The sequence below is a fragment of the Bacillus coreaensis genome (genome assembly GCF_050586445.1).
Taxonomy (GTDB): Bacteria; Bacillota; Bacilli; order Bacillales; family Cytobacillaceae; genus Robertmurraya_A; species Robertmurraya_A coreaensis.
In genome coordinates this window covers 142,870-168,311 of the sequence record NZ_JBOCCY010000003.1, presented here as the reverse complement: position 1 = coordinate 168,311, position 25,442 = coordinate 142,870, and the positions used below count along the sequence as shown (strand labels likewise).

28 protein-coding genes, 1 pseudogene and 2 riboswitches are annotated in these 25,442 nt (G+C 41.0%); of the genes and pseudogenes, 4 read left to right on the top strand and 25 right to left on the bottom strand.

Features of this window, described 5'->3' with window-relative positions; translation table 11 throughout:
* Positions 1 to 113: 113 nt before the first annotated feature.
* The 3 genes from queE to queC are packed head-to-tail and all read right to left on the bottom strand — an operon-like array spanning position 114 to position 1,975.
* Entirely contained in the window at positions 114 to 842 is a 729-nt protein-coding gene (gene queE / locus ACQ5H4_RS06880) for a 7-carboxy-7-deazaguanine synthase QueE (RefSeq protein ID WP_430774217.1), read from the bottom strand.
* The gene (gene queD / locus ACQ5H4_RS06875; protein WP_391560580.1) at positions 839 to 1,318 is read right to left on the bottom strand and encodes a 6-carboxytetrahydropterin synthase QueD; all 480 of its coding nucleotides are present in this window, start codon (positions 1,316 to 1,318) and stop codon (positions 839 to 841) included. The genes queE and queD overlap by 4 nt, the downstream gene beginning before the upstream one ends.
* 3 nt (positions 1,319 to 1,321) lie before the next feature.
* Complete coding sequence (queC, locus tag ACQ5H4_RS06870) at positions 1,322 to 1,975, bottom strand: 7-cyano-7-deazaguanine synthase QueC (protein ID WP_160546090.1); 654 nt, start codon at positions 1,973 to 1,975, stop codon at positions 1,322 to 1,324.
* Between the two features lie 53 nt (positions 1,976 to 2,028).
* Positions 2,029 to 2,071: riboswitch (PreQ1 riboswitch) on the bottom strand.
* A 143-nt stretch (positions 2,072 to 2,214) separates the two neighbouring features.
* A riboswitch (guanidine-I (ykkC/yxkD leader) is annotated at positions 2,215 to 2,315 on the top strand.
* 67 nt (positions 2,316 to 2,382) lie between these two features.
* On the opposite strand from queC, the gene ACQ5H4_RS06865 reads away from it, so the two are divergent.
* Both ACQ5H4_RS06865 and ACQ5H4_RS06860 read left to right on the top strand, forming a co-directional pair.
* Positions 2,383 to 2,724 (top strand): DMT family transporter, encoded by a 342-nt coding sequence (locus ACQ5H4_RS06865; protein WP_430774216.1) that lies wholly within the window; start codon positions 2,383 to 2,385, stop codon positions 2,722 to 2,724.
* The gene (locus tag ACQ5H4_RS06860; protein WP_430774215.1) at positions 2,724 to 3,038 is read left to right on the top strand and encodes a DMT family transporter; all 315 of its coding nucleotides are present in this window, start codon (positions 2,724 to 2,726) and stop codon (positions 3,036 to 3,038) included. The genes ACQ5H4_RS06865 and ACQ5H4_RS06860 overlap by 1 nt, the downstream gene beginning before the upstream one ends.
* A gap of 36 nt (positions 3,039 to 3,074) precedes the next feature.
* Here the strand turns inward: ACQ5H4_RS06860 and clpP are convergent.
* From clpP to ACQ5H4_RS06815, 9 genes and pseudogenes are all read right to left on the bottom strand, one after another.
* Positions 3,075 to 3,659, bottom strand: a pseudogene (clpP, locus tag ACQ5H4_RS06855) (ATP-dependent Clp endopeptidase proteolytic subunit ClpP); the annotation flags it as partial.
* Positions 3,660 to 3,683: 24 nt separating this feature from the next.
* The gene (locus ACQ5H4_RS06850) at positions 3,684 to 4,397 is read right to left on the bottom strand and encodes a sigma-70 family RNA polymerase sigma factor (protein ID WP_430774214.1); all 714 of its coding nucleotides are present in this window, start codon (positions 4,395 to 4,397) and stop codon (positions 3,684 to 3,686) included.
* 163 nt (positions 4,398 to 4,560) lie between these two features.
* On the bottom strand, positions 4,561 to 5,253 hold the full coding sequence (locus tag ACQ5H4_RS06845) for a hypothetical protein (protein ID WP_430774213.1): 693 nt from the start codon (positions 5,251 to 5,253) through the stop codon (positions 4,561 to 4,563).
* A gap of 90 nt (positions 5,254 to 5,343) precedes the next feature.
* Entirely contained in the window at positions 5,344 to 6,096 is a 753-nt protein-coding gene (locus tag ACQ5H4_RS06840; RefSeq protein ID WP_430774212.1) for an ABC transporter ATP-binding protein, read from the bottom strand.
* A gap of 20 nt (positions 6,097 to 6,116) precedes the next feature.
* Entirely contained in the window at positions 6,117 to 6,881 is a 765-nt protein-coding gene (locus ACQ5H4_RS06835; protein ID WP_430774211.1) for an ABC transporter permease subunit, read from the bottom strand.
* A gap of 17 nt (positions 6,882 to 6,898) precedes the next feature.
* Positions 6,899 to 7,858, bottom strand: coding sequence for a sulfonate ABC transporter substrate-binding protein (locus ACQ5H4_RS06830; RefSeq protein ID WP_430774210.1), 960 nt, complete (start codon positions 7,856 to 7,858; stop codon positions 6,899 to 6,901).
* Between the two features lie 24 nt (positions 7,859 to 7,882).
* Positions 7,883 to 9,412 (bottom strand): AMP-binding protein, encoded by a 1,530-nt coding sequence (locus ACQ5H4_RS06825; RefSeq protein ID WP_430774209.1) that lies wholly within the window; start codon positions 9,410 to 9,412, stop codon positions 7,883 to 7,885.
* Positions 9,413 to 9,436: 24 nt separating this feature from the next.
* Positions 9,437 to 10,603: an acyltransferase gene (locus tag ACQ5H4_RS06820; protein WP_430774208.1), complete on the bottom strand. Its 1,167-nt coding sequence runs from the start codon at positions 10,601 to 10,603 to the stop codon at positions 9,437 to 9,439.
* Positions 10,604 to 10,725: 122 nt separating this feature from the next.
* Positions 10,726 to 11,658, bottom strand: coding sequence for a prolyl oligopeptidase family serine peptidase (locus tag ACQ5H4_RS06815; RefSeq protein WP_430774207.1), 933 nt, complete (start codon positions 11,656 to 11,658; stop codon positions 10,726 to 10,728).
* 677 nt (positions 11,659 to 12,335) lie between these two features.
* On the opposite strand from ACQ5H4_RS06815, the gene ACQ5H4_RS06810 reads away from it, so the two are divergent.
* The gene (locus tag ACQ5H4_RS06810) at positions 12,336 to 12,695 is read left to right on the top strand and encodes a Lin0512 family protein (RefSeq protein WP_066049581.1); all 360 of its coding nucleotides are present in this window, start codon (positions 12,336 to 12,338) and stop codon (positions 12,693 to 12,695) included.
* Positions 12,696 to 12,738: 43 nt separating this feature from the next.
* Here ACQ5H4_RS06810 and ACQ5H4_RS06805 read toward each other — a convergent pair whose 3' ends face one another.
* Positions 12,739 to 13,218: a DUF2798 domain-containing protein gene (locus tag ACQ5H4_RS06805; protein WP_430774206.1), complete on the bottom strand. Its 480-nt coding sequence runs from the start codon at positions 13,216 to 13,218 to the stop codon at positions 12,739 to 12,741.
* A 152-nt stretch (positions 13,219 to 13,370) separates the two neighbouring features.
* Here ACQ5H4_RS06805 and ACQ5H4_RS06800 point away from each other — a divergent pair, with 152 nt between their 5' ends.
* The gene (locus ACQ5H4_RS06800; RefSeq protein WP_430774205.1) at positions 13,371 to 13,802 is read left to right on the top strand and encodes a MarR family transcriptional regulator; all 432 of its coding nucleotides are present in this window, start codon (positions 13,371 to 13,373) and stop codon (positions 13,800 to 13,802) included.
* 29 nt (positions 13,803 to 13,831) lie between these two features.
* On the opposite strand, the gene cobO is transcribed toward ACQ5H4_RS06800, so the two are convergent.
* From cobO to ACQ5H4_RS06740, 12 genes are all read right to left on the bottom strand, one after another.
* The gene (cobO, locus tag ACQ5H4_RS06795) at positions 13,832 to 14,368 is read right to left on the bottom strand and encodes a cob(I)yrinic acid a,c-diamide adenosyltransferase (RefSeq protein WP_430774204.1); all 537 of its coding nucleotides are present in this window, start codon (positions 14,366 to 14,368) and stop codon (positions 13,832 to 13,834) included.
* A gap of 105 nt (positions 14,369 to 14,473) precedes the next feature.
* On the bottom strand, positions 14,474 to 15,853 hold the full coding sequence (locus ACQ5H4_RS06790; protein WP_430774203.1) for a cobyrinic acid a,c-diamide synthase CobB: 1,380 nt from the start codon (positions 15,851 to 15,853) through the stop codon (positions 14,474 to 14,476).
* Between the two features lie 18 nt (positions 15,854 to 15,871).
* Positions 15,872 to 16,993, bottom strand: coding sequence for a cobalt-precorrin 5A hydrolase (locus tag ACQ5H4_RS06785; protein WP_430774202.1), 1,122 nt, complete (start codon positions 16,991 to 16,993; stop codon positions 15,872 to 15,874).
* On the bottom strand, positions 16,993 to 17,766 hold the full coding sequence (gene cobM, locus ACQ5H4_RS06780) for a precorrin-4 C(11)-methyltransferase (protein WP_430774201.1): 774 nt from the start codon (positions 17,764 to 17,766) through the stop codon (positions 16,993 to 16,995). Before cobM ends, ACQ5H4_RS06785 begins: the two co-directional genes overlap by 1 nt.
* Positions 17,763 to 18,464: a precorrin-2 C(20)-methyltransferase gene (gene cobI, locus ACQ5H4_RS06775; RefSeq protein ID WP_430774200.1), complete on the bottom strand. Its 702-nt coding sequence runs from the start codon at positions 18,462 to 18,464 to the stop codon at positions 17,763 to 17,765. The genes cobM and cobI overlap by 4 nt, the downstream gene beginning before the upstream one ends.
* A complete protein-coding gene (gene cbiE / locus ACQ5H4_RS06770) occupies positions 18,458 to 19,669 on the bottom strand; it encodes a precorrin-6y C5,15-methyltransferase (decarboxylating) subunit CbiE (RefSeq protein ID WP_430774199.1) in 1,212 nt (403 codons plus the stop codon). The genes cobI and cbiE overlap by 7 nt, the downstream gene beginning before the upstream one ends.
* The gene (locus tag ACQ5H4_RS06765) at positions 19,666 to 20,766 is read right to left on the bottom strand and encodes a cobalt-precorrin-5B (C(1))-methyltransferase (RefSeq protein WP_430774198.1); all 1,101 of its coding nucleotides are present in this window, start codon (positions 20,764 to 20,766) and stop codon (positions 19,666 to 19,668) included. The genes cbiE and ACQ5H4_RS06765 overlap by 4 nt, the downstream gene beginning before the upstream one ends.
* A gap of 3 nt (positions 20,767 to 20,769) precedes the next feature.
* On the bottom strand, positions 20,770 to 21,417 hold the full coding sequence (locus tag ACQ5H4_RS06760; RefSeq protein ID WP_430774196.1) for a precorrin-8X methylmutase: 648 nt from the start codon (positions 21,415 to 21,417) through the stop codon (positions 20,770 to 20,772).
* Positions 21,407 to 22,183: a precorrin-6A reductase gene (gene cobK / locus ACQ5H4_RS06755; RefSeq protein ID WP_430774195.1), complete on the bottom strand. Its 777-nt coding sequence runs from the start codon at positions 22,181 to 22,183 to the stop codon at positions 21,407 to 21,409. Before cobK ends, ACQ5H4_RS06760 begins: the two co-directional genes overlap by 11 nt.
* A complete protein-coding gene (locus ACQ5H4_RS06750) occupies positions 22,180 to 23,091 on the bottom strand; it encodes a sirohydrochlorin chelatase (protein WP_430774194.1) in 912 nt (303 codons plus the stop codon). Before ACQ5H4_RS06750 ends, cobK begins: the two co-directional genes overlap by 4 nt.
* A 56-nt stretch (positions 23,092 to 23,147) precedes the next feature.
* Positions 23,148 to 24,725 (bottom strand): precorrin-3B C(17)-methyltransferase, encoded by a 1,578-nt coding sequence (gene cobJ, locus ACQ5H4_RS06745; protein WP_430774193.1) that lies wholly within the window; start codon positions 24,723 to 24,725, stop codon positions 23,148 to 23,150.
* On the bottom strand, positions 24,726 to 25,439 hold the full coding sequence (locus ACQ5H4_RS06740; protein WP_430774192.1) for a HoxN/HupN/NixA family nickel/cobalt transporter: 714 nt from the start codon (positions 25,437 to 25,439) through the stop codon (positions 24,726 to 24,728).
* Positions 25,440 to 25,442 lie beyond the last annotated feature (3 nt).

Below are 25,442 nucleotides of genomic sequence, written 5' to 3'. Positions count from 1 at the left end.
GCAAGATTTATATCTTTATATAATAACATAAAATGGAATTGTTTTCATTTCCGAAATATTCGAGGTTTAAAATAAAAAACATCCACCAAAAAGGTGAATGCTTCTATTTTATCTTATACTCCGCGCCTATTTCCCCATAAAAACGCATGTAATTGTGGCAAAACTTTTACATCGTTGAGTTCGGGATCAGCAACAGCACAATCTACTAGCCACTCGTATTTTTGTAAAAGCTTTTTCACAAGCTCATCGTTGTTTGTATTGGTGAGGTCGTCATTTCCTACTTGTAAGTAAAAAGGAATAGTAGCGTATCTTTTATGAACCATTTTCGCATACTCTAAATCAAGATCATCAAAAATAACTACTTTTACACTCACTTGATTCGCAAATTCTCCTGCTTGCAAGTTGACGAAAATGCTGTCCAACACCTCGAAATTCGTCTCCATGCCAGAGCTTGGCGGCTTAGGAGATAGAGTAAGTTCGTCAATTTGTAAAAACCAATCCTGCCAACGGCTGCCTTGTGTTTCAATCCCGATCTTGATTTGATTTTCTTTAAGTTGGCCAATAAATCCATCTAAATTTTTCAAAAGGGCGGGGTTTCCACCAGAGATCGTTACAAATGAAAAATTGTCTCCGCCGATTTCTTTAAGCTCGTGCCAAATTTCTTCTGCTGTCATCATGCGAATATCGTCTTTTGCACTTCCATCCCATGTGAAGGCTGAGTCACACCAGCTGCACGAATAATCACAGCCAGCTGTGCGGACAAACATCGTTTTTTGCCCGATGACCATGCCTTCTCCTTGAATCGTTGGACCAAAAATTTCTAACACAGGAATTTTACTCATTCCTCCATCCACTCCCTTCTTGCTTCGGCATAGCTTGTAGGAGTTTCATAGAGTTTAACAAATTCCACTCTTGCCCCATGATACAGATTTTGACGTTCTTCTGTTGAAACAGCTTCTTGCATTTTTTCATAAATCCAGACAACCATGTTTTCCGCCGTTGTATTCATCGGAGGTAGTGTTTCGTTTAAATATCTATGATCAAGAAAAATTTCAATTTCATTTTTCCAAATGTCTTTAATGTCACCAAAGTCCATCATTAAACCTCTGTCATCAACAAAGCCGCTAATTCCAAAGATCACTTTATACGTATGGCCGTGAAGGTTTTTACATTTTCCTTCATAACAGTGTAGGTGGTGTGCCGCATCAAACGTAAATTCCTTACTCACAAGCACACGTTTGGTATGATATTTTAGTTCGTTTCGTTTGATGTCTTGATCTATTTTTTGAAGATTCTCTACGATGCGAAATCCGTACATGTGTTAAAACCTCCCGTTATAAAAATCATCAAGGCCTCTTTTACGTAACACACAAGCGGGGCATTCTCCACAGCCATCAGAGATGACACCATTGTAGCAAGTTAATGTATTTTCACGAACGTAATCAAGCTTACCTAACTCATCCGCTAATGCCCAGGTTTCGGCCTTATTTAACCACATAAGCGGGGTATGGATCACAAATTGATCATCCATGGAAAGATTTAAGGTAACATTTAATGATTTAATAAAAATGTCACGGCAATCTGGGTACCCGCTAAAATCTGTTTCACAAACACCTGTTACTAAATGCTTCGCACCCACTTGACGTGCTAAAACACCAGCAAATGTTAGGAATAAGAGGTTTCTTCCTGGAACAAAAGTAGATGGAAGTTCTCCTTCTTCTCCTTCTTTTACTTCGATATCTGAGCGAGTTAACGCATTTGGTGCTAATTGATTGAGTAATGACATATCTAAAATATGGTGTCTGACACCTAATTCATTGGCTATATTTTTTGCACATTGTATTTCTAAGCTATGACGTTGGTTATAGTCAAACGTTACCGCTTCGACTTCTTTAAAGTTTTTAAGTGCCCAAAATAAACAAGTCGTGCTATCCTGTCCGCCGCTAAACACAACAATGGCTTTATCGTTTTTCAATTTGCATGCTCCTTTTTAACAGAAAAAACAGCACTACTAAGAAAGCAGTACTGTTTTCCTTAGTTTTTTAGAGAGGGTAGCTAGAACCTCTTTTTATTTATCCCTCGAGAATTATATCATATTTCGACAAAAGTGGTAGTAAATTTGTTCTTACTATCATACTTATTAATAAAACTATAAAATATGTAATCTATTTGCATAAATTTCATATATGTGTATAATATATTTTGTTATATATGGAAAATGTTTTCTAGGGTTCCGTAACAGCTTGTTGGACTGGACCGAGAGGAAACTCACAGTTTTTTCGGCTGTGTCACGGAGGGATAAAAGCCCGGGAGGTAACTGATTTTTCAGTAGCTCTCGGCTTTTTTGTTTTGTGGGAATAATAAATTTTGGAGGGATTTCTCATGAATAAGCATTGGATCATGGTGTTTATTGCTGCTTTTTTTGAGGTGTTTTGGGTGATTGGGTTAAAGCATGCCGATAATGTCTGGAGTTGGTTAGGAACAGTTATTTCGATTGCTATCAGTTTCTATGTGATGCTTCGCGCGAGCCGCGCCCTGCCTGTTGGAACGGTGTATGCAGTCTTTGTCGGATTAGGAACGGTCGGTACGGTATTGGCAGATATCTTGTTTTTTGGAGACATTTTTAAAATAGAAAAAATGCTGCTGATTCTGATTTTATTGATAGGAATCATTGGTCTTAAGATCGTCACGGGAGAAAAAGTTCTGGAAGGAGAGGAAAACTAATGGCATGGTTTGCCCTAATTTTAGCAGGTTTGTTCGAAATAGTTGGTGTGAGTTTGATCAATCAATTCAATATAAAACGAAATTGGTATTCACTAGCTTTCGTAGTTCTTGGATTTGGAGTGAGTTTCTTTCTTCTCTCATTTGCGATGGAAACGATACCGATGGGAACAGCGTATGCGATTTGGACAGGAATTGGGACTGCAGGTAGTGCTATTATCGGGATTATGTTTTATGGTGAATCGAACGATTGGAAACGTATGCTTTTTATCGCTATGGTTTTAGGGTCTGTAATTGGGTTAAAGCTAGTTTCATAAAAGGAGTAGCCTTAAAAGAAGCTACTCCTCTTTTTACTACTTAATAATTTCGTCAATAATCCCATATTCCTTCGCTTCTTCTGCGCTCATAAAATAATCTCGGTCTGTATCCCTCGCTACCTTCACCACAGGCTGGCCTGTTCGGTCGGAAATAATCTGATTGATATGTTCACGAAGTTTGATAATCCGTTTGGCTGAGATTTCGATTTCTGTTGCTTGCCCCCTCGCTCCCCCAAGAGGCTGATGAATCATAATCTCACTATTCGGGAGTGCCATCCTCTTTCCTTTTGTTCCAGCGAGTAAGAGCATCGCCCCAAAGGAAGCAGCCATCCCTGTACAGATCGTCCTTACATCTGGTTTAATGTATTGCATCGTATCATATATCGCGAACCCCGCCGAAGTGGAACCACCAGGACTATTAATATAGATAGAAATGTCTTTCTCGGGTTGATCGGCTGCTAAAAATAATAACTGTGCTACTACGTTATTAGCTACAGCATCATTAATCTCCTCACCGATCATAATAATTCGATCCTTTAATAGTCTAGAGTAAATATCGTACGAACGTTCTCCGCGATTCGATTGTTCAATTACATAAGGAATTAAACTCATATTTGTTTCCTCCTTCGTTTCACTTGCATAAAATTATGCAGCCATACAGACAGTGCATGAAGGATGATTGAAGAGAGGTGATGGTTTTTTCATACTGCAAGTTAGGGAATCATCTTTTCGTAACGAGCGAATGTTCGGAATGGAACGAATCAGTATCGACGGATTTTGAGACTTGAAAGAATCATGAAGAAGGATCTCGATTTGTTGACGTTCTTCCTCATTCCAATACTGTTCAATGAACGGATTGTGTTCTTTTTTTCCAATCCTCTGTTTTGCCCGGAAGATGGCCGCCTTTACAGCCGCTTCAGAAGTATCCAAAAGCTCTGCTATTTCCGAAAGTTGAAATTGAAAGCCTTCTTTTAAGGCAAACATAATTGCTTGTTTCGGTGTTAATTGATAAATCAGTTTTTGAATCGCTTCAAAGCGGTTAACAATTTGTTCTGTCTCGTTTTGGGATTGTTCAGGAATATCTTCAACTGTTTCTTTGTTGCGCTTTCTTATGGTGTCGATCCATTCATTATGAGCAATCTTATTCACAAGCGCGGCAGAAATCTCCGGCTGATACTTATAATGAAGCCAAGCCTTGAGGAACGATTCCTGAGCCAAATCCTCTCCATCCCATTTATTTTGGGAAATGAACTGACAATATCGTTGAAGCTTTGAATAAAGTTCCTCGATTTCTTCCGCATGTGTAAGACTAGGGTGTTCCTGAACATCCGTCTTCTTTTTCCTAACTTTACTATGCACAACCATCACTCCTTCAGCACTCTCTATCCTTTAAACGAAGAATGGAGAAATAAAGATACGGGGTCACCATCTTTTTTTTAGTTTATACGAAATGTATATGTTGGTACCACTATTTGAAACATAAAAAATGTGACTACTCTAAATCGAATAGTCACATATGAGTTCAAGGAAACAGCTTTAACTTTTTTGCTTCCTCTTCATGATTGGTCATCATTTCATCAAAAAGTTCTTCCATCGTTTTATTTTCGGTAGAAAGCCCTAATTTCTTTGCCGCTTGAAGAATTTTTGCTTCACGTACTTCATGTGCTAGCTGACGGAAATCCTTGTTATCTGTAGATATTCCCAATTCTTTTGCTTCTTTCTTGATACTGGCTTCACGAACTTCTTTGGCTAGTTCTTTGAGTTCTTTCCCCTCAGTAGAAATGCCAAGTTCCTTTGCCCTTGATTTAATGAGGGTTTCTCGGACTTCTTTTGCTAACGTGTCAATATCTTTTCCATCCGTTTTGATACCAAGCTCGTCTGCTTGTTTTTTAATAAAGGTTTCTTTTACTTCTTTAGCTAGGGTGTCAAAGTTCTTTCCCTCTGTTTTAATTCCGAGTTCTTCCGCCTTCTTTTTGATCATGGCTTCACGAACTTCTTTCGCTATCGTTTCGGATTTCTTACCCTCAGTTGAAATCCCTAACTCTTTCGCTTTTTTCTCAAGAAACTCTGGACTATGGTGGAAATGTCCCTTATGAGCATGTGCTTCCTTCGATTCCACTTCCACCTTTTCCTCTGTTGCTGCAAGTGTATGAACAGAAACAAGCAATCCAAAAACTAGAGCAACCACAAATAATCCACTGATTTTATTCACCATTTCTTTCCTCCTTCATTTTATGTTTTGTACTACAGAAGGTAGGATGTCCAGATATTATTACCAATTTATGAACAAATGATGAAAGAATCATTAAACAATTTTATACCCACTTTTCTTGACGCAACTTTCTTCCATTATCACATCAAGAATTTCTTCGGTATAGTGGTGAAAGGTTGGGTTGGATCGACTTCTAGGTCTTGGCAAATCAATATTTTTGTTCAACACTACTTCCCCTTCACCAATCACAATCACTCGGTCCGATAGAAGAACGGCTTCTTCCACATCATGCGTGACTAAAATCGCAGTGAGTCGATTCTCTTTCCATACGGACTCAATCAGGTTTTGCATTTCCATTCGAGTTAACGCGTCAAGAGCTCCAAGTGGCTCATCTAACAGTAACAGCTTTGGTTCATGGACAAGCGCCCGAGCTAGTGCTACTCGTTGCTTTTGCCCCCCTGATAAGGAAGATGGATAATGGTCTACGCGATTCTTTAAACCAACACTATTTAATACATAGGTAGCTTTCGGCTTCCAATCACCCTTTAAGCCCAAACCGACATTTTGGAGAATGGTTTTCCACGGCAGCAATCTTCCATCTTGGAACATCATTCTTGCATCATCGTTAATGGTTGTTAATCTTTCACCATTCACTTTTACATGACCCTCATTTATTTTTTCTAGACCAGCAATTATACGAAGCAGTGTACTTTTTCCGCAGCCACTTTTCCCAACGATCGAAATAAATTCTCCTTGAAAAATAGACAGGTCAATGCCTTTTAATACCGGGGTGTTGCTATACGATTTCCGAACATGATCCACATGTAATATTGGGTTAAAGTCCATACGATATCATCCTCCTTCTGTTACGATAATTGCTTCCACATCAGCCATTTTTTTTCAAAGAGTTTTGCAATCCAATCAGAGAGTTTTCCAAGTAAGGAATAGATGAGAATGCTTAACACAATCACATCCATCTGCATAAATTCTCTCGCGTTCATGGCCATATAACCAATTCCAGAATTAGCGGCGATAGTCTCGGCCACAATAAGTGTCGTCCACATCACCCCTAAAGCGTATCGAATACCTACCAAAATGGAAGATAACGCACCTGGTAAAATGACCTGAAAGAATAGCGAATATCCTTTCAAACCATAGGCTCTTCCCATTTCAATAAGTCCTTTATCAACCCCTTTGATTCCGTGGTACGTATTGATATAGATTGGAAAAAGAACTCCTAAAGCGACGAGAAACACTTTAGACACTTCATCAATTCCAAACCAAAGGATAACGAGTGGAAGTAACGCTAAATGCGGAATATTTCTAAGCATTTGAATCGAAGTATCCAATAGTAAATCCAAAGGTTTAAATAATCCATTAAATAAACCGAAAAGAAAACCTAATAACCCTCCGATCAGAAAACCAGTTAAGGCACGACCTAGACTTATAGTAATGTGGTTGATTAATTCACCTGATGCAGTAAGCTCCGCTCCAGATTGGATCACCGCTATTGGTGAAGGTAGAATGGTAGCCGGAATCATCCCGTTCATACTAAGAATCTGCCATAACCCAAGGATGAACATAGGAATCATCCAAGGAATCAGCTTTTCCCTCCATATACGATTGAACATTCCCTTTCCCTCCATTCTTATTGCTTGACTGCTTCGTTGACATCTATTTCATTAGGAATAATCTCTAATGTGTAAAACAAGTCAGCCATTTCTTGTTGTTCTTTCAAAATTTCATCATTGATGTCCTCTACCCCATACACGCGTCGTTCAACCGCTAAGGTAACAGAAGCTTCATCCATTTTTAGCTCTGTTGCAAGTAACTCAATGAGCTCCTCATGATGACTATTCGCCCAGTCCATAGAAGCATCCACTTCATTAAGAACGGCGGTAAGTGCTTCTTCTTCGTTAGTAGCGAAGTCTTCGGTAGAAACAAAAAAGTCTCGATCAGAGGTTAACCCTTCCCCATTGACCAGTAGTTTGGCATTGGCATTTACTTCAGTAGAAGATGTATAAGGATCCCACACAACCCATGCGTCCACCTGATCTTGCTCAAATGCAATCCGAGCATTTCCAGGAGTTAAATAGGCAGGTTCAATATCATTGAGAGAAAGACCAACAGATGCTAAGGCTTTGACGAGTAAATAGTGGGAACTAGAGCCTTTTGAAAAAGCGATCTTTTTCCCTTTTAATTCAGCGAGCGACGTGATCGTTGAATCATTTTTTATAAGAATTCCACTGCCTTCATACTTCGAAAACCCTGCAGCAACATATGTTAGTTGAGAACCCGCTGCCTGTGAGAAGATCGGCGGTGTGTTCCCGGTTCGACCAAAATCAATGCTTCCTGCATTTAAGGCTTCTAAAAGAGAAGGTCCATCCTGAAATTCCTTCCATTCGACCGTAAATCCTAACTCTTTTAAGCTTTCTTCTAAGGTTCCACGTGACTTTACAATAAACAAAGGTCCATTTTTTTGATAACCAATTCTAACTACCTTTTCCTCATCTGTTTCATTACTCGATTGATTGTTGCAACCGATCGTCACGAAACATAGCAGAAGTAAACTACTAAGGATCATCAGATACTTTTTATTCCTTTTCAATTTGATACACAACCTATCTATATTTTATCTCATACTTGAATGCTGGAGATTTTGAAAATATTCCACGCTTATTTCTTTTAATCTACTTCTTTGCACTTTTCCTGTTGGTCCGTGAGGGAGATCTTTAACGATGACAACTTTTGCTGGACACTTGAAGCTTGTTAGGTTTCTTTTACAATGATCCATGACCAACTGTTCCAACTCATCATTGTGATCGTGTTGATTTTGACGTATATAGGCAACGATTTCTTCCCCATAGAGATGGTGCGGGATCCCGATCACAGCCGCTTCTTTAATCATAGGAAGTTGACGTATTACGTCCTCCACCTCGTATGGACTGATTTTTTCCCCTCCGCGATTGATCATTTCTTTGATTCGACCAACGATAAATACATACCCCTCCTGGTCTACGTAGCCGAGATCGCCGGTATGAAACCAGCCTTCTCGAAAATCATCTTGGTTCAGAGCTTCCGCATACGCTGTGATGACATTTTTTCCACGAATGGTTATTTCCCCTACTTTATTAGCAGGCACTTTTCTTCCGTTAGAGTCGAAAATTTGAAGCTCTAGCCCAACTGGCCGACCAACAGATCCTAGTACTCTCTTTTTTGGTGGAAGTGGATTTACGCATATCTGACTCGCCGCTTCTGTCATTCCATACGATTGAATTAAAGGAATACCAAATCGTTGTTCAAATCGTTTCGCATGAATCATTGGTAGCTGTGCTGAGGCGGAACGGATAAATCGAAAATGAGTGGGAATTTCTTTCGGCTTTGGTTTTTCTAGTAAAATCCCTATTATCGCAGGTACGGCTGATACCCATGTGATCTGAAACTCAGAGATGACCTTCCAAAACTTTGTTGCACTGAACTTCTCTTCAAGAACGATTTTTCCATGTGATAAAATGGTCGAAAGAACGGCTACCACTTGGGCATTAATATGAAATAATGGCAAAAAGCAGTAGGTTGTATCTGTTGGTTGAAGCGCATGAGACATGATAATATTTTTGGCCGTCTCCAGAATTTGTCTATGAGTTAATCCAACTGCTTTTGGAACGCCCGTCGTTCCTGATGTATATAAAAGGATCGCAATGGAATTTTCTTCTGTATTGGATTCACGCTGGTGTGGTTGAGGTAAATCTTTAAAATCAAAGAAGGTGTAAACGTCGTAGTCCACACGGCAAAAGGAGTCGAGTGGAATCCTCTTCACCTCTTCTTTTAATAAAAAGTTTGTATACTCTGGTTTGATAAATCCAAATACCGGCTTGCTTCTTTCAATGAAAGAAAGAAATTCAATCTCTGGCATGTTGGGATGCATCGGTACAACGACCGCACCGTAATCGATGATTCCTAGAAAAATAGAAATAAATTGATACGAGTTTGGTAGGCCGACAAGGACACGATCTCCTTTGGAGACACCCGCTGTGATCAAATAATCTTGAACTTTTGCCATCTCCCATTGCAATTCTCTCGTTGTATACCAGGTTTCTTTCTCATGTAAAATGGGCCTATTTTGTAGTAACGCTTCTTGTATTAGTTGTGTTAGTTTTGACATTTGACTCCACTCCTATCTAAATTCTTACAGTTGTTCCCGTGCCTTCACCATTTTTGGCCCACGTGGAAGTTTGGACTTTTTACCAACCACATAAGATACGATGGGGGTTTTGTTCAACATGTACGAAAGGATCATGGATGTAGCATATACAAACACAATCGAAGACGGAAGAACAAACACATACATCCACTTTGCTTCAGAGAACAGTGGCACCATTTGCTTAACCATAAACAGTGGAAACGGTTGGACGAGAAACATACCAAAGGAACAACTAGACGCAAACATAATAAATTGGGTGAACTTTTCCCATTTTGGTTCGTTGCGAACACTTGCCCACTTCCTGCCGTAAATCAATAGAATGGCAATCACTAGAAAGCTATATGGAAGGAAGATCGGTTGCTGTGGTGACTGTGCCCTTTTATCACTTTCCAAAAGAATGAAGCGATTAAAATAGTAATACACCCACATAATGACGACTCCAGCAACTAATAGAAACAGAATCGTCTTTTTATGTTGTTCGAGAAACGCACATATTTTTTCATAGTGACAAGCCACCATTCCCCCTGCCACAAACCAACATTGGTACGAAAACACAAATACACCGTAATGAGAAAGCAAATAGGGCCAATCGCTTGTATCAAGATGAGGAATTCCTAGCTTATAAAAGGTTGTTAACAGTACCTGAAAAATCACACTTCCAACAAATAGCTGCAAATGCCATTTTTCATACCTTTTTAGCAAAGCTAGTAAAAACGGAAACACGAGATAAAACTGGAAACTTACTAAAACAAAATAAATATAAAACTCATCACCTTGTAGCAATGAATTCATAAGTTCCACTAAAAAAGCTGAGATGGATCCGTCAAAATCAATGCTGTACGTCCCTCGAAACAATAGATAAACAATATTCCAAAAGACATACGGAATGGCGATCAATGATAATCTTTTTTTCCAAAAGGTAAAAAGTTGAAGTTCCTTATGATAATACGTTAGAAACAAGACAAAGCCCGTGATGAACATAAAGGCAAGTCTTGTCACTTTCATCGAGGAATGGAAGGCAGACATGGACAGAAAGGGAATGGTCCAATCATCAAATTGTTGATTAAAAATCGTCATCGTATGTACAGATAAAACCCCCAGCATGATGAACGTTCGCATAAAATCAACTTCATATACATGTGTCTTCTTCACCTAATCTAAGTCCCTCCTTATCTAGAAAGTTTGTACTATCTTATTTAAAAGGATAAATATGACGATTTTGTTACCATTTATGTAACAAAGTAGGTAGAATGCGAAAAGGTGAACCTGGTGGCTCACCTTTTTAAATGGTTATCAAAAAATTGCTGTACGGTCTTTAATATTTCCGGCTGTGAAAATCCTCCGTGACCTGCGCCTTTGATTTTAATCATAGTTGCTTCTACATTTGCTTTTCTTAAGGCTTCGAATAAAAGGACGCTTTGATTGTAAGGAACCCTACGATCTTTGTCACCATGCATAATTAAAAATGGTGGATCATCCTTGGTTATATATGTGATGGGGTTGGCGCGTTTCACTTTTTCCTTGTTTTCTTGAAGAGGTCCGCCAATGAGGACTGATTCTGGTGAGTGCGGTGAGTCAAAATCAACATCAGCGGGATATTTACTCATCTGTAACATATCTGTCGGTCCATACCAATCGACTACGGCTTGCACGGAGCTTGACTCGTTCAAGTATTCACCATCGCCTTCTAGTTCACGGACTTCTCCTGTGGTCCCTAGTAAAGCAGCTAGGTGGCCACCGGAGGAGTTGCCCCAAACACCGATTCGATTGGGGTTAATATTGTATTGGGCTGCATGCGCGCGTAAGTAACGTACGGCGTTTTTTATATCGTATAGCTGGGTCGGGAATTTTCCTTCATGACTGGTTCGATGCTCGATGCTTGCCACCACATAGCCATCTTGGGCGAACATCACTAATTGGGGGATGAACTCGAAGGTCTTTTGAGGATGATGGAATCCCCAGCCCCCTCCCTTTATAAACACGATTAGCGGACGAGGTTTTGATTTTTGTTTTGATATCAGGACGTGCATATGTAAGGGTTTGACCTCCGTCTTGGCGTAGACGATATTTGCTTGAAGATGCACTCCGTTATAGGCTGACTTTTTCGTTGGAATGGTTTGAATGTCATCGTTATTTTCAGCATAAGAGCTGCAAGTAGTTAAATTTGTTATGGCGACGATGATTAATAAAAGAATGCTTTTTTTCATGTGATCAACTCGTTTTGGTTATTTGGATTGATGAAGGTGGTGCTCGTGTTTGGTATGGGAATGAATGCGTCATTCAGACTGTGAATTGGTTGGTAATGCAGTTGCTGTGTGAATCAGGCTCTCATTTGGACTGTGAATGGGTTTGCGTTGCTGCTACTGTCCGAATCAGGCTGTCATTTGGACTCGAAATTAGTTGGTGAAGCCGTCGCTGTCTGAATCAGGCTCCCATTTGGACTCTGAATTGGATTGTGTTGTTGTTGCTGTCCAAATCAGACCGTCATTCGGACTCTGAATTAGTTGGTGAAGCCGTCGCTTTCCGAATCAGGCTCTCATTCGGACTCTGAATTAGTTGGTGAAGCCGTCGCTTTCCGAATCAGGCTCTCATTTGGACTGTGAATTAGTTTGCGATGTTGTTGCTGTCCAAATCAGACCGTCATTTGGACTCTGAATTACTTGGAGCTGCCGTTGCTGTCTGAATCAGACTGTCATTTGGACTCTGAATTGGATGGTGTTGCCGTTACTGCGAATTAGGTCTTCATTCACACTCTAAACTGCTTTATTTTATTAAATTAACCAATTTATTCTATTTTATGATGGCAAGAATAACCCTTATAGTTGGTAAAACGATTGATTTGCGTTATCCTTAGAGTGAAAAAATAATAAAGGCAGGGAAATTTATGGATCAAATTATGTTTATTGAAACAGGAATGGGGATTGATGTTCACGGGCAAAACGTGACGAAGGCAGCAATTCGCGCGGTACAAAATGCAATTCACTTTAACTCAATGCCTGGCATTCGCACGGTTCTTCCGGAGAATAAGTTGGAGAATATGAAGGTGAATGTCAAATTGGCGGTTCCTGGTGACAAAGAGCTACTAGATATTGAAGCGGTGAAGGCCGTCCTTCCATATGGAGAGGTGACTGTACAGGTTCAAGACGGTGGAATGTTAACGACAAGTGGAATCGTTCTTCCTGATAAAGAAGATAAAAATGATTTAATGTACATAGTTGTGGCAGCTGTTGAGGTTGGATATTAATAGATATTATAGGGCGGAAAATTGCTTTCCGCCCCTTTTTGGTTTACCTCTGTGCAGGTGAAAGTGATTGTTCTGTAGGATAGATCTTTGTAAAAATCAAGCGAACAGCTGGACCGACAATAATAAGCTGTAGTGGCAAGGCTGCAATAAAATTGAAACCTACCCCTTTCACATACGCGCTTGGAAGCTCGGTGCTAACTCCAACATTCATGATGGCCCCATACAGAGACATTAACAAAACCATGCCGGTTACCATAAAAAATGACATAAATAGAATCTTTTTAATTAATGGATCTCCCTGTTTAACGACTTTGGTTACTACGGATTTTGATAGTTTTCCTACTACAAAAATATCTAATAATAATCCAACTATAAATGCTGGAATAAATCCAATGATTACATCAATCCATACAGTAGAAGTAAATCCTTTTAATAATAATACATTGTAGATGCTCATCCCTAATACCATACAAGCGCAAGTAAGGGTTGTGAACACCAGTTGTTCCTGTTTATTTTTCCCCACTCTTTTCCTCTCCTTTTCCAAACGTAAACTTAGTTGACGGTTTATTTTAACTTGATATTCGCGTTATTGTCAACTGTGTTGACGGTTTTGGTAGCGCGGTATTTTTAAAAAAATGTTACAATGGAAGGAATAACATACCATAGGAGAATAAAATGAGTGAATTGAATTTGTTCGGATTAATTGATTTAGTCAGTGATAAACACGCCGAGCTTAGAGGAGAGGTCCGTCAGCGCTGGATCCAAAATGGAAATGAAGATGTCACCCCACAAGAGTACTACTTAATGACAAGGCTAGAACTACACCAGGAATTAACCATTGCCGAAACAGCTAGAAAAATGAATATTTCCAGACAAGCCGCCCATAAATGTGCAAAGGGCTTAATTGAAAAAAGACTGATTGTAGCAGAAACATCTGAAGATAATTTGCGTGAAAAATTGTTGCGATTAACGAGTAAAGGCTTAGAAAGTTGCAAAGAAATGACAGAGATTAAAGAAGAAATTGAAAAAGAAATCGCTGACTCTTTGGGGCAAGAAAAAGTCAAACTCTTAAAGGACATATTAAAAGCTAACTGGTATAGAAGCTGAATTCCACTTCCTACTAGTTAGCTTATTGATTAAAATTCGATTCCTTTTACTGCTGGAATGCCTTCCTCATAATAATGTTTGACCTCTTTCATCTCGGTAACAAGATCGGCTAGCTCCAAAATTTCCTGTCGAGCCGAGCGGCCTGTAATTACGAGGTGCATAGCTTCAGGACGATGTTTGATCAGTTGGATAACTTCTTCAACTGGAAGAACATCCCCAATCGGAAACTTTTCGATAGCAAGTGCGTTATTGAGCTCGTCTAGAATCACGACATCGTATTCCTCGCTGTAAACCTTTTCCTTTGTGATTTCCCAAGCTTTTCTCAACGCCTCCCGATGCTCTTCTGGCGTTTTCGTCCATGTAAAGCCAATACCGAGTTGCTGCATCTCTATTCCTATTTGGTCAAACATGATTTTTTCCCCATAGGTTCGGATGGGAGACTTGATAAATTGAAGAACTAAGACACGTTTTCCTCGGCCTTTTGCCCGAACAGCTAGACCGAGAGCAGCTGTGGTTTTGCCCTTTCCGTTTCCGGTATAGATGAGAGTTAATCCATGTTGAGACAATTTGTACCCTCCTTTTGTGATGAGTTTTCGTTTTGTTTGGATATTTTCGTGTTATCTGGATTTCATGGGCACTAATTCTGTATTTGGCTTCTTCGTCCTCTATATTTATTGCTTAGCCCAAGATCCCTTATGCCCTCTACACTGCGATATCCAGTTTTCTACTAATTCCGTGCAGGAGCCGAAATGCAAATGCGTATAGCCGGCAACTAGATTTCTTGTTAGGAAACCTTCCTTTTTCATTCCACGCATGCCTTTGGTTTGATAAGCTGGAGGTAGCTTTGAGGTCGGATGAAAAGTAGAGTAGTGAAACTCGTGCCCCTTTGCTCCTAGATCTCCTTGAAACAGAAAGTTCCCTTCTTCTCCGGTGATTTCCCTATAACCAAGTGCAGCTAGATTTTTGTGCATTTTAACGACCCCAGGAATCAAGCCAACCATCGGAAAACTTTCCCCTTCTGTGGTTTCAATCGCATCTGTTAAATACATAAAACCTCCACATTCGGCCAAAGTTGGCAGGCCGTTTTCTATCGCGTGTTTAATAGAATACTTGACCTCTTCCAACTCGGTTAACTCTTGTGCGAACTCTTCAGGGAATCCTCCTCCGAGGTATAGACCATCTATCTGTTCTGGGAGTGATTCTCCCTTCAACGGAGAAAACTCCACTAATTCTGCTCCATACGATTCAAGCAATTCCAAGTTTTCCTGGTAATAAAAATTGAAAGCAGCATCTCTTGCAATAGCAATTCGTATATCTTTGGCCTTAGTTCTTCCAAGCTGTTCTTCTTGAAGCACAAGCTCAGGAGCTAATGCTAGTTCGTAAAGCTTGTCAACATCAATCGTTTCAAGCACAAAATCTCCTAGCTTTTGAAAAAATGGTTCTAGCTCTCCTCGTTCGATGGAAGGAATTAATCCAAGATGTCTTTCGGGAATAGTTAATTCATCCTCCCTTTTTAAGTAACCAATCACAGGAATCCCGCACTCTTGTTCGACTGCTGCTTTGACTAATTTGTAATGTCCAACGCTTCCCACTCGGTTCGCAATGACAGCTACGATATTCACGTCATCACTAAAAGCTTGGAACCCTTTTACGATGGCAGCAGCGCTACGGGCCATGCTCGCACAATTAACAACCAGAACAACAGGACTTTTTGTAATCACACTAATCTCTGCCGTCGTGCCATCATTTGAAGTAGGGCTTTTCCCATCATAAAACCCCATAACTCCCTCGATAATCGAGATATCGGCTCCTTTGCTGCCTCGAACAGCGATCTCTTTTACAAGCTCGTGGTTGAGCATCCAGCTATCCAAATTTCTAGAGGGCCTTCCGGTTACAGCTGTATGATAGGTCGGATCGATGTAATCAGGTCCACATTTAAATCCTTGAACAACTAACCCTTTTTTCTTAAAAGCTGACATCAGTCCGATGGTTAATGTCGTTTTCCCGACACCACTCCCTGTTCCAGCAATGACTAATCTCCTTTTTGACATGTTATGTCCTCCTTTCTATTAGTAGTGAATTAGTGCAACAGAAATGGTGACATTTCCTGATTTTTTCTTCTCAAGTATGGGTTTCGATGCTCCAGAGTAAAGCAAGCAAGCGGGTTCACTCACTCCGTACGCTCCTGTAAACTTATAAACCGTATCTGACGGACTGGCGATAGGTACGTTATTAAGCTGTTCAGGAGAATAGGTAACGAATTCCCACCCGTATTGATCAGTGATCTCTATTAACCCTTGCTCGTCTTTTTTCAAATCAATCGAGCAAATCGCCTTCACACTTTTTATAGAATAACGAAGCTCAGCCAATGTTTCTTGAATCACTGACTCGATTTCTTCCTTTGACGTCCCACGATTACAGCCAATACCTAAAGCAATGACCTTGGGGCGGTACAGTACACCATTATCCAAGATAGCTTGATCCTCTTTATCTAGTAATCGATGCGTAATTACAAGTGCTGCCTGAGGCTTGGTACCTAATGCTTCTGAGATACTAGAAAACACCTTGATTTTTTCTGGGAGTGGCCGATCATACGTCCACCAGCCCTTTTCTCCTGATTCCTGGACTACGGCGACTGATTCCTCGTTCACCACCGATGCGCTTACAGGTGTTAGCTTCTCTGCAGATTCCCACACCCAACCAAATCGTTTTCCGAACAAATCAACAGGAATGGTTTTTTGTACATCAGAGGCAGTGGTAATCACCGGACGAGCATCTAAAATTGCAGCTACTTCCTTTGTTAGCTCATTTGCTCCGCCTATATGCCCGGATAAAACACTAATCACGTGCTCTGCTTTATCATCTATTACGACTACGGCAGGGTCAACCTTTTTATCTACTAAAAGTGGAGCAATCATTCGAACCACTGCCCCTAAGGAGACAATGATGATCAAACCTTTATACGCCTGAAATAAAGAAGGAAATAGAAGACGAACGCTTCCGGAAAACATCTGTATTCCTCGGTCCTGTTCGTCTCCCTTTTCAAATTTACTCATATAATACAAATCGGAGTTTTGTAGAGAAGGTACTAGCTTTCTAGCAATCTCGACTCCGTGCTTCGTAATAGCGACAATCGCGTAATCTCCGGTTTGATGGATAGAAGCAAATTCTCCTTCTTTTAAAGATATCATCACGGCTTCACCCCACGTCTAAACCCATGAGTAAAGCTTTGATCATACAGCTTTGAGCGGTAGTTTTTATCATGTATTTTTTCGTCTAATGCCCATCCTGCAAGGATCATCGCCTGTTTACGAATCCCGTTTTTACGCATATCATCATCCAAATGTTCAACCGTCGTTCGGACAATTTGTTCATCCGGCCACGAGGCTTTGTAGACAACAATGACTGGGGTATCCTTTCTCCAGCCTGCATCGATAAATTCCTTCATCACTTTTTTTGTTAACGTAGCACTTAAGAAAAGAGCGATCGTGCTATGATGACTGGCAAGATCACGAAGCTTTTCAAACTCTGGAACTGGCGTTCTCCCTTCTGCTCTAGTTAAAATCACTGTTTGTGTTAAATCAGGAATGGTTAGTTCTGCCTGGGCAGCAGCTGCCGCGGCAAACACGGAGCTAACTCCAGGAACAATCTCTACTTCAATGCCAGCTTTCTTTAAAAGCGTCATTTGCTCCATAATTGCCCCGTATACAGCAGGATCACCTGTATGAACACGAACCACCTTATGTCCAGAACGAATTCGGTCGACCATGATGTCTACCATTTCATCAAGATGCATTCCTGCTGTTTTCATTACTTCAGCTGTTGGTTTTGATTTATTAATTAACTCTTCGTTCACAAGCGAATCCGCATATAAAACCACATCGGCCTCTTGTAAGAGCTTTAATCCCTTCACTGTAATTAAATCGGGATCTCCTGGTCCGGCACCAATAATGTACAACTTCATTTTCTCACCACCATTAACGTTAAGTATTCAAGCTCAGCACCATCAAGCTCGGCTGCGTTCCAAATAATTTCCTCATCAGACGTAACTTTCGTAACAACAGAAGCTCTATGTAATAGATCCAAATCGCGAAGTACGTGTAACATGACATCGATGACCTTTGCGACTTTGATAAATATGACACAGTCATTTTCTTGAATCACTTTTTTCATGGTTTCATAGTCATCTCTTGCGGGAACAATGGCAATATGGTCATTACCATCAGCTAAGGCAATTCCTAGTCGGGATGCAGCACCGTTAAACGATGAAATACCTGGTACCACTTCAATCGGTACTTCTGGGTGTCGCTCCTGCATGAGACGCATCATATGGATGAACGTACTATATAGAAGGGGATCCCCCTCTGTTACGAAGGCAACATCCTTTCCTTCCTGAACCTTTTCCCATACTAGTTCAACTGTTTCCGACCACTTTTTATCTAAAATTTCTGGATCCTTGGTCATTGGGAATACAAGCCCAAGCATTTCTTTTTCATCTGGTTGAAAATAGACATCAATGATCTTATGTGCGTAGCTTTTGCTTCCTCTTTGTTTTTTCGGGTATGCAATAACTGGGGACTCTTTTAAACGACGAAAGGCTTTTACCGTAATTAGCTCGGGATCTCCTGGGCCAACTCCTAATCCGTACAATGTTCCTAGCATGTTTGTTCTTCCTCTCTTTTGGCAGTAATGATATAAATGGGATTTAACGCATCGAAGCGTGTTAGCTGTAAAATAGGCTTGCTTCTTGAAATTTGCGCTAGTGTGACTTCTGTAGTGAAACCATTCTTTTTAAAAGCAGCCATGGCTTCGGCTAAGTTTTCAATTGTTACTGCGTTTAAAACGATTCGACCGTTTTGATTCAGCCTTTCACAGCAAACTCTTAGGATTTCCTCCATCCCACCTGCTGTTCCCCCTATAAAGACGGCATCTGGTGAGGGAAACTGATCCAATTGATCAGGAGCTTTTCCATGTACGACCGTCGCATCGACACGAAATTTCGCTAAATTTTGTCTGCAGTTTTCTAAGTCCGCTTCATTTTTTTCAATGGCAAAAATTTGACCTTCACGAGCGATTCTACCTGCTTCAATGGCAACCGATCCGGTACAGGTCCCAATGTCCCACACAATACTATCTGTTTTTAGCTGTAGAGCACTAACACTTAACACCCGGACTTCTTTTTTTGTAATCAGACCTTTATCCGGCTTTCTTTGTATAAATTCTTGATCATCAATTCCAATGGACCATGATGGTCCCATGTTCATTTTTTTCAATATCACCACATTTAAAGGGGAAAACTCCACATTTCTTACATCTTGGAGTTGATACCAACCGACTCTTTCATCTTCCCCTCCTAAATTTTCTCCAACAAATACCTCGTATTCGGTCATTCCAAAAGACAGGAGATATTCGGCGATCTTATTTGGGGAATTTTCCGCATCCGTTAGAATTGCAACCTTTGATTTTCCATCAATCCGTTGTGCCAAGCCTTTCATTGTTCTCCCATGGACACTCTCCAAATGAGCATCCTGCCAGCGTTCTCCCATTTTTGCAAAGGCTAATTGAATCGAGCTCAAATAAGGATAAATTTTTAAATCGAGCTTGCTAGAAAGATAGCTTCCAATTCCAAAAAATAAGGGATCTCCAGATGCTAAAATGACTACCTTCTTTGTTTCGGTCTGTAATCTTTCCACTAAGCGTGAAAGGCCGCCTTCAATGGGAAGTGTTTCACCTTGATAGTCAGGAAAATAAGCCAACTGTCGATTTCCCCCAACTAATAGCTCACTTTCATAAATCCACTCTTCGTATTTAGGCAGAAGACTTTTCTTCCCGTCATCACCAATTCCAATCATTTTAATAGGTTTCATCCTTGTCGCACCGCCTTTCCTAATAAGTCTCCTTTTAATGTATAAATGGTCGTATCTACTTCCAAATTACCATTCACTTCCTTTAATGCTTCCTCACAGCATGAGCTACAAAGTAAGTCGAAAAATTGATGATAACCCGATTCTGACATCATGTCCCCGACCTGTGAAGCTGTATTAGCACCCTTGATTTCACTCACAAGTTCTTCGTGTGCGCCGGCTTGTTCCGCCACTTTAGCAAGAAACCCGAAATCGATGGGAGCACTTTTCGAGTGAACCATCATAACTCCTTGAGCCACTTTGGAAAACTTGCCCATCATTCCAACCATCGAAACCTTTTTTGCCCCTTGCTTTTTGCATTGTTTTAACGAAAATCCGACGAAGTCTCCCATTTCAACGAATGCTTCTTCTGGTAACTCGGGATACTGCTTCATTGCGTACTTTTCACTCCGACCACCAGTCGTGATAACAATTTGTTCGCAACCACTTGCGCGTGCCACACTAATCGCTTGGACGATACTTGCTTTATAAGCAGATGTAGAAAAGGGAACGACAATTCCTCTCGTTCCTAAAATCGAAATCCCGCCAAGAATACCTAATCGACCATTTAAGGTTTTTTTTGCAATTTCTTCCCCAGCGGGTACGGAAATAACGATTTTAATTCCTTTTGTCACTTCGTAAGCCTGTAACACTTCCTCGGCAACACCGAGGATCATTTTTCGAGGGACCGGATTGATGGCTGCTTCACCAACTGGAACGGGCAGACCAGGTTTTGTTACCCTTCCGACTCCAATCCCTCCATCAAGTGCGATTCCTGGTTCATTTGACCAAGTGACGGTAGAGATGATTTGTGCTTCATGGGTGGCATCCGGGTCATCACCGCCATCCTTAATCACAGTGGCTTCCCCTACGTTGGGGGATGCTTGGCTGTTCTCAATGGCGAAGGTGACAAAGCGGCCAACGGGGAGAAAGATGGTTGACTCTGTTTGTTCTTCCCCGGTGATTAATGCGATGAGTGCCGCCTTCGTTGCAGCTGTGGCACAAGCTCCCGTTGTGTAGCCTTCCCTTAGCTTTTTCTCCTCTTTTGCTTGCTCGGCCATTGTTTATACCTGTTCGGCTAAAATAGAAATGGCATTTAAGGCAGCAACTGTTACCGTACTACCACCCTTTCTGCCTATGTTCGTAATAAACGGTACATCTAGTTTTGCGAGCTCTTCCTTTGATTCAGCAGCGGATACGAATCCAACTGGCAACCCGATGATAAGTCCTGGCTTTGCGTCTTCCTCTTTAATCAGGCGAATCAGTTCTAATAAAGCGGTTGGCGCATTTCCGATGGCAAAGATTCCACCTTCAGCTTCTTTAATTGCTTTTCTCGTGGCAATAATGGCTCTAGTTGTGTTTAACCGTTTGGCTTCCTTCATCACGTCTGGGTCAGAAATGTATACATTTACTTCTCCACCGAATTTCTCAATTCTGGTTTTGTTTACCCCTGATTGCACCATTTGAACGTCAGCCACAACTCTTTTTCCACTGCGAATGGCTTGAATGCCAGCCTCCATGGCTTTTGGATGAAATAAGAGACTTTTTCCAAGTTCAAAATCGGCTGAAGCGTGAATCACTCGTTGGACTACGCGGTATTGTTCTGGAGTGTAATTATGCTCTCCTACTTCATCATCAATCATTTGAAAGCTAATGCCTTCAATTTCTTCTGGTTGAACGGTTAATGGTTTAAATTCTGTTTTAAAGTCCATGAAATCCGGCTCCTTTTTTTAATAAATTTAAAATTGGTGAGAACTCTGAAAAGCTGACGCCGTAGTCCATTTTAGGTCTGGCGATCATGATAATCTCGATGCCTAACTCTTTTGCTGCCTCTACTTTTTCATCGACCGAGCCCACCTTGCCACTTTCTTTTGTAATCATGACGGTGACTCCGTATTGCTTATAAAGCGCTTGGTCAAATTCTTTAGTGAAGGGTCCTTGGATGGCGATAATGTTTTTTTGCGGAAACCCAAGCTGCTCGCATTTCTCCATATTATCTAAACGAGGGAGCATTCGGGCTACAAGACGAATATCTGGTTTGTCCAGTAATTCCTCTGTAAACACTTTTAGTGTCTTGCTTCCGGTCGTCAACATAACGACACCTTGTTTGGTCGCGGCTAGTTTCGCTGCTTCCTTGTAGGTTGAAACAACTGTTAACTTTTCGTAATCAAACGATTGTGACTCTCGTTCGTAACGTATATAAGGAAGCCCTAGTTGTTTCGCCGCTTCTATGGCATTTTTTGAAGCTTCCTCAGCAAATGGATGGCTCGCGTCGATTACTACGTTAGCTTTGATTTCTCGAATAAGACTGATCATTTCATCAGCAGGCAGTCGACCAACATGGACGGGAATTTCCGCCTTAATCATTTCCGTTGCGCCATTTTCTGTTACTACTGTTGTGAGGAGTTGATGACCTTCATTTTTAATTTCGAGCGCAAGAGCTCTAGCATCACTTGTTCCGGCTAACATAAAAATCACTTGGTATTCCCTACCTTTACCTCATCGTGATGGTGATGATGGTGGTCGTGGTGATGCCCGTGGTCATGGTCGTGATCGTGATCGTGATGGTGATGATGACCAATAAACTCCATTGCATTTAAACGGTATTGGCATGTATCACAGTTCATTTTCACATCACCTTGAAGTGCTTCTTCTGCCCGGTCCATTAAAATGGTCTGTAATTTAGGATGGAATCCAAAATATCCAGCGAGTTGGAATTCAATGTCTGGGTAACATTGTTGAAACTCACTAACTAGCTCTTCTAGTCGTTTAATTAAGATACCCGTGAAAAGAAAATATGGCAAAATCACTACTTTCTTTGCACCAAGCTTGATACATCGTTCAATTCCAGCGTTCACTAGAGGATCAGTAACCCCCATAAAAGCTGGTTCAACGACCTGATACTTCGTTTTTTCCCATAGCAATCTCCCAATCTTGTATAAATCACTATTCGCATCCGGATCACTTCCGCCTCGGCCTAGGAGGAGGATGGCTGTATCGTCAGAAGGCGAGTCGAGGTCTTCTCCTGCCTCTATTAATCTTGTTTGTAAAATGTTTAGAGCCTCTTCATGAATTCCAATCGGTCTCCCGTATGTAAACGAGACATGAGGATATTTTTCCTTTGCTTCGTCAATCGCACCAGGGATGTGGATTTTGGAGTGACCCGCTTGAAGGAGCATAATTGGGATCACCGCGATATCTGTAGCACCTTTTTCTACACATAAGTCGATGCCCTGTCCAACGGTTGGTCTCTCGAACTCTAGGAAACATGTTTCAACGAGGATGGACTCATCTACACTTGGTCTTAAGTTCTGAATAAATTCCCGGATTTGATCATTGCCTTCGTGGTCTCTGCTTCCATGTCCAACGAAAAGAATCGCTTTCATGTTTTTCCTCCTTAAATGGTATGTTTTAGGCCTTTTTATGGATGGTTTTTATTTCCTTAATCTCCACAAGGGGCAGGCTCTATTTTTAATGATGGTGATACGTCTTGAAATTCAAAGTCACACACGTTCTTCACACGCTTAAAGAATTTATGGAAACGCTCATTCGGATGACCTTTTTCCTTGTACTCTTGAACAATTCTCTCAACTAGTTCAACGATTTCGTCCGCAGCAATCCCTTCTGCGACAATTTGTCCAGAGTGTGCGTTTCTCCCGATGGTTTTTCCACCTAAAAATAAATCAAAGGCGCCTTTTCTAAATACAATCCCAATATCTTCACGTACTGCACCAAAGCACGCCATTCCGCACCCGTTAAAACCGATCTTCAGTTCTTTTGGTAGCTCCATTCCACCAAGTTTTACTTGTAACGACTCTGCATAAGGAATGCTATCTTTCTTTTCTCCTTCACAAAAATCGCAGGCCTTCAGTGTTAGCACATCGCCAACAGGGGCAAGAAGAAAACCTACCTCTTCAAGCTCCCTTACGACATGTTCGGGGTTAGAGGTTGGAACTTGAAGCTTAATATGATGGTCCTGGGTATACTCCATGCATCCATCATCACCAACGATCTCAGCTAGTGTGATCATTTGCTTCGGGGTAAATTTTTTGTTCGCAACACCCGGACTAACCGACACTTCAAAGATTGATTGAATGGGGTGTTGGATGTATTCTTTTGGTTGATTTCTTTCTCCTAAAATCAGCTGTAATGCTTCATCCGCCATTTCTCTTGAGGAAGTATCGACCACCTCCTGCTCTAACGCCCATGGCTCAGCTTCTTTTTTCAATCGTTGATGAGGTTTCAATGGTTGTTCCTTTTGACTCAATGTATACTTTCGTTGATAACCTCTTGGGGTAATCATCAAATCGTCGTAAAAGAAGGTTGACGAGTTTCCGATCACCACGGTTGATAACATGCCAATCTCATGATTCAGCATGTCTTTTAATGTGGTTCGCGTAATACTTTGCCGTTCACGATAGGCACTTTTTACAAGTCCAACCGGTGTCTCTGGAGAACGGTATTTTAATAATATCCGTTGGGCCTCAGCAATTTGTCTTGTTCTTCTCCCACTCATTGGGTTATACAAGGCAATCACAAAATCGGCTTGTGCGGCTGCTTCTATTCGTTGTTCAATCAAGCTCCAAGGAGTCAGGTGGTCACTCAAACTGATGGTGCATGCATCATGCATGACCGGGGCTCCCAATAGGGAAGCACATGAGTTGATAGCAGAGATTCCTGGGATTACTTCAACCTCAACACCTGTGTCCCTTTTCCATTCTTTTTCCACCAACACTTCGTACACAAGGCCAGCCATTCCGTAAACACCCGCATCTCCACTAGAGATCACGGCCACTTTTTTCCCGAGCTCTGCTTGTCTCACTGCCTCTTGTGCTCGACTTACTTCTTCTGTCATTCCAGTGCTGATGATTTCTTGTCCTTCGAGTAACCCTTCAATCAGTTCCACATACGTTTTGTAACCGATAATCATATCGCTTTCTTGAAGAGCTTTTTTTGCTCGGTCCGTTATATGCTCCTCGCTTCCTGGGCCAAACCCAATGACTAATAGCTTTCCTTTCAATTACGCTCCTCCTTTCACTAATTCCACCATCATAAAAATTCCGAGTACTAAGCTATAGGCTCCTGTTACCGAACCTAATAGTATAAACAACTTGTCTTTCACTCTAGCTTTCATAAATCCCCATGAAAGACAAAACGTAATTCCGATTGTAGCGATGAGTAGACCAATAACAAATAGAGTCAGTTGAATAAGGGCAACGGTTATATTATCAAGCCCCATTGCATTAGAAATTATCGCGATCTGAGTCGGACTTTCCACACCAATGCCGTGAAGAATGCCAATAATAAACGCACCAATGCCACCTAGTTTCGTAGGTGAAAGTTGATTGGTTTTTGTTCCCGATTTCACCTTAGTAGCGATGTTATGGAAAAACTCAACAACAATTCTGAGTCGACTTTTATACTCGTATTCTTTCTTTTGTTTAAAAATGGACCAAATAATAAACATTCCAAGCAAAATAAGGGTGAAGCTAACGAGCATTTCTAGTACTTGCTTCGTTGCATCTGGAAGTTGTAAACCAATATAAATAAATAACACTCCAATAACCATCACAATCATGCCGTGTCCAATGGCATACATCACACCAAGAGTAAGCTGTTTCTTCTTTCGCTGCTCACTTCCAACCATATCGGCAATCGCTGCTACATGATCTCCGTCGATTCCATGCCTCATGCCAATAAACACAGCAAGCAGAGCAAACATGATCAATTCCATAAG

What these genes read in the sequence shown, in the direction of transcription:
- ACQ5H4_RS06765 (WP_430774198.1), bottom strand. Translation starts at nt 20,766, where the DNA reads ATGGCCGAGCAAGCAAAAGAGGAGAAAAAGCTAAGGGAAGGCTACACA.
- ACQ5H4_RS06840 (WP_430774212.1), bottom strand. Translation starts at nt 6,096, where the DNA reads ATGGACTTTAACCCAATATTACATGTGGATCATGTTCGGAAATCGTAT.
- ACQ5H4_RS06800 (WP_430774205.1), top strand. Translation starts at nt 13,371, where the DNA reads ATGAGTGAATTGAATTTGTTCGGATTAATTGATTTAGTCAGTGATAAA.
- ACQ5H4_RS06810 (WP_066049581.1), top strand. Translation starts at nt 12,336, where the DNA reads ATGGATCAAATTATGTTTATTGAAACAGGAATGGGGATTGATGTTCAC.
- queD (WP_391560580.1), bottom strand. Translation starts at nt 1,318, where the DNA reads ATGTACGGATTTCGCATCGTAGAGAATCTTCAAAAAATAGATCAAGAC.
- cobM (WP_430774201.1), bottom strand. Translation starts at nt 17,766, where the DNA reads ATGAAGTTGTACATTATTGGTGCCGGACCAGGAGATCCCGATTTAATT.
- ACQ5H4_RS06750 (WP_430774194.1), bottom strand. Translation starts at nt 23,091, where the DNA reads ATGAAAGCGATTCTTTTCGTTGGACATGGAAGCAGAGACCACGAAGGC.
- ACQ5H4_RS06865 (WP_430774216.1), top strand. Translation starts at nt 2,383, where the DNA reads ATGAATAAGCATTGGATCATGGTGTTTATTGCTGCTTTTTTTGAGGTG.
- ACQ5H4_RS06845 (WP_430774213.1), bottom strand. Translation starts at nt 5,253, where the DNA reads ATGGTGAATAAAATCAGTGGATTATTTGTGGTTGCTCTAGTTTTTGGA.
- ACQ5H4_RS06815 (WP_430774207.1), bottom strand. Translation starts at nt 11,658, where the DNA reads ATGAAAAAAAGCATTCTTTTATTAATCATCGTCGCCATAACAAATTTA.
- ACQ5H4_RS06785 (WP_430774202.1), bottom strand. Translation starts at nt 16,993, where the DNA reads ATGATATCTTTAAAAGAAGGAGAATTTGCTTCTATCCATCAAACCGGA.
- cobI (WP_430774200.1), bottom strand. Translation starts at nt 18,464, where the DNA reads ATGCTAGGAACATTGTACGGATTAGGAGTTGGCCCAGGAGATCCCGAG.
- queE (WP_430774217.1), bottom strand. Translation starts at nt 842, where the DNA reads ATGAGTAAAATTCCTGTGTTAGAAATTTTTGGTCCAACGATTCAAGGA.
- ACQ5H4_RS06790 (WP_430774203.1), bottom strand. Translation starts at nt 15,853, where the DNA reads ATGTCAAAAAGGAGATTAGTCATTGCTGGAACAGGGAGTGGTGTCGGG.
- ACQ5H4_RS06740 (WP_430774192.1), bottom strand. Translation starts at nt 25,439, where the DNA reads ATGGAATTGATCATGTTTGCTCTGCTTGCTGTGTTTATTGGCATGAGG.
- ACQ5H4_RS06860 (WP_430774215.1), top strand. Translation starts at nt 2,724, where the DNA reads ATGGCATGGTTTGCCCTAATTTTAGCAGGTTTGTTCGAAATAGTTGGT.
- cbiE (WP_430774199.1), bottom strand. Translation starts at nt 19,669, where the DNA reads ATGAAACCTATTAAAATGATTGGAATTGGTGATGACGGGAAGAAAAGT.
- ACQ5H4_RS06825 (WP_430774209.1), bottom strand. Translation starts at nt 9,412, where the DNA reads ATGTCAAAACTAACACAACTAATACAAGAAGCGTTACTACAAAATAGG.
- ACQ5H4_RS06760 (WP_430774196.1), bottom strand. Translation starts at nt 21,417, where the DNA reads ATGGACTTTAAAACAGAATTTAAACCATTAACCGTTCAACCAGAAGAA.
- ACQ5H4_RS06835 (WP_430774211.1), bottom strand. Translation starts at nt 6,881, where the DNA reads ATGTTCAATCGTATATGGAGGGAAAAGCTGATTCCTTGGATGATTCCT.